Consider the following 274-nt stretch of genomic DNA (forward strand, 5'->3'; position numbering starts at 1 on the left):
GTGTACCAACTGAACCGCTCGGCCATGGTCTGCATCAACAGCGCGTTGAACAGGCGGACGTATTCCTGCTTTTGCGCCTCGCCCGCCTCGCGCCAGTAGCGCCCCATCACCAGCCGGGCGACCAGGGTGAGGTCGGTCGCCTGGTCGAGCAGGCTCTTGATGCGGGCCAGCTTCTGCTGGGGCATGGCGTCGGCGTTGAGGATCGCCACCGTGCGGTCGCCCAGCTCCTGGATGAACTCGCGGGCGCTGGCGGCGGCCGCGACCGCGGCGGCGA

1 protein-coding gene is annotated in these 274 nt (G+C 69.3%); it reads right to left on the reverse strand.

Annotation, left to right across the window (positions count from 1 at the left end; all coding sequences use genetic code 11):
* On the reverse strand, window positions 1-274 hold a 274-nt coding region (locus ACSNOK_RS34210; protein WP_436784625.1), incomplete at both ends, for an ABC transporter substrate-binding protein.

Source organism: Streptomyces sp. URMC 126 (assembly GCF_051386555.1).
Lineage (GTDB): Bacteria > Actinomycetota > Actinomycetes > Streptomycetales > Streptomycetaceae > Streptomyces.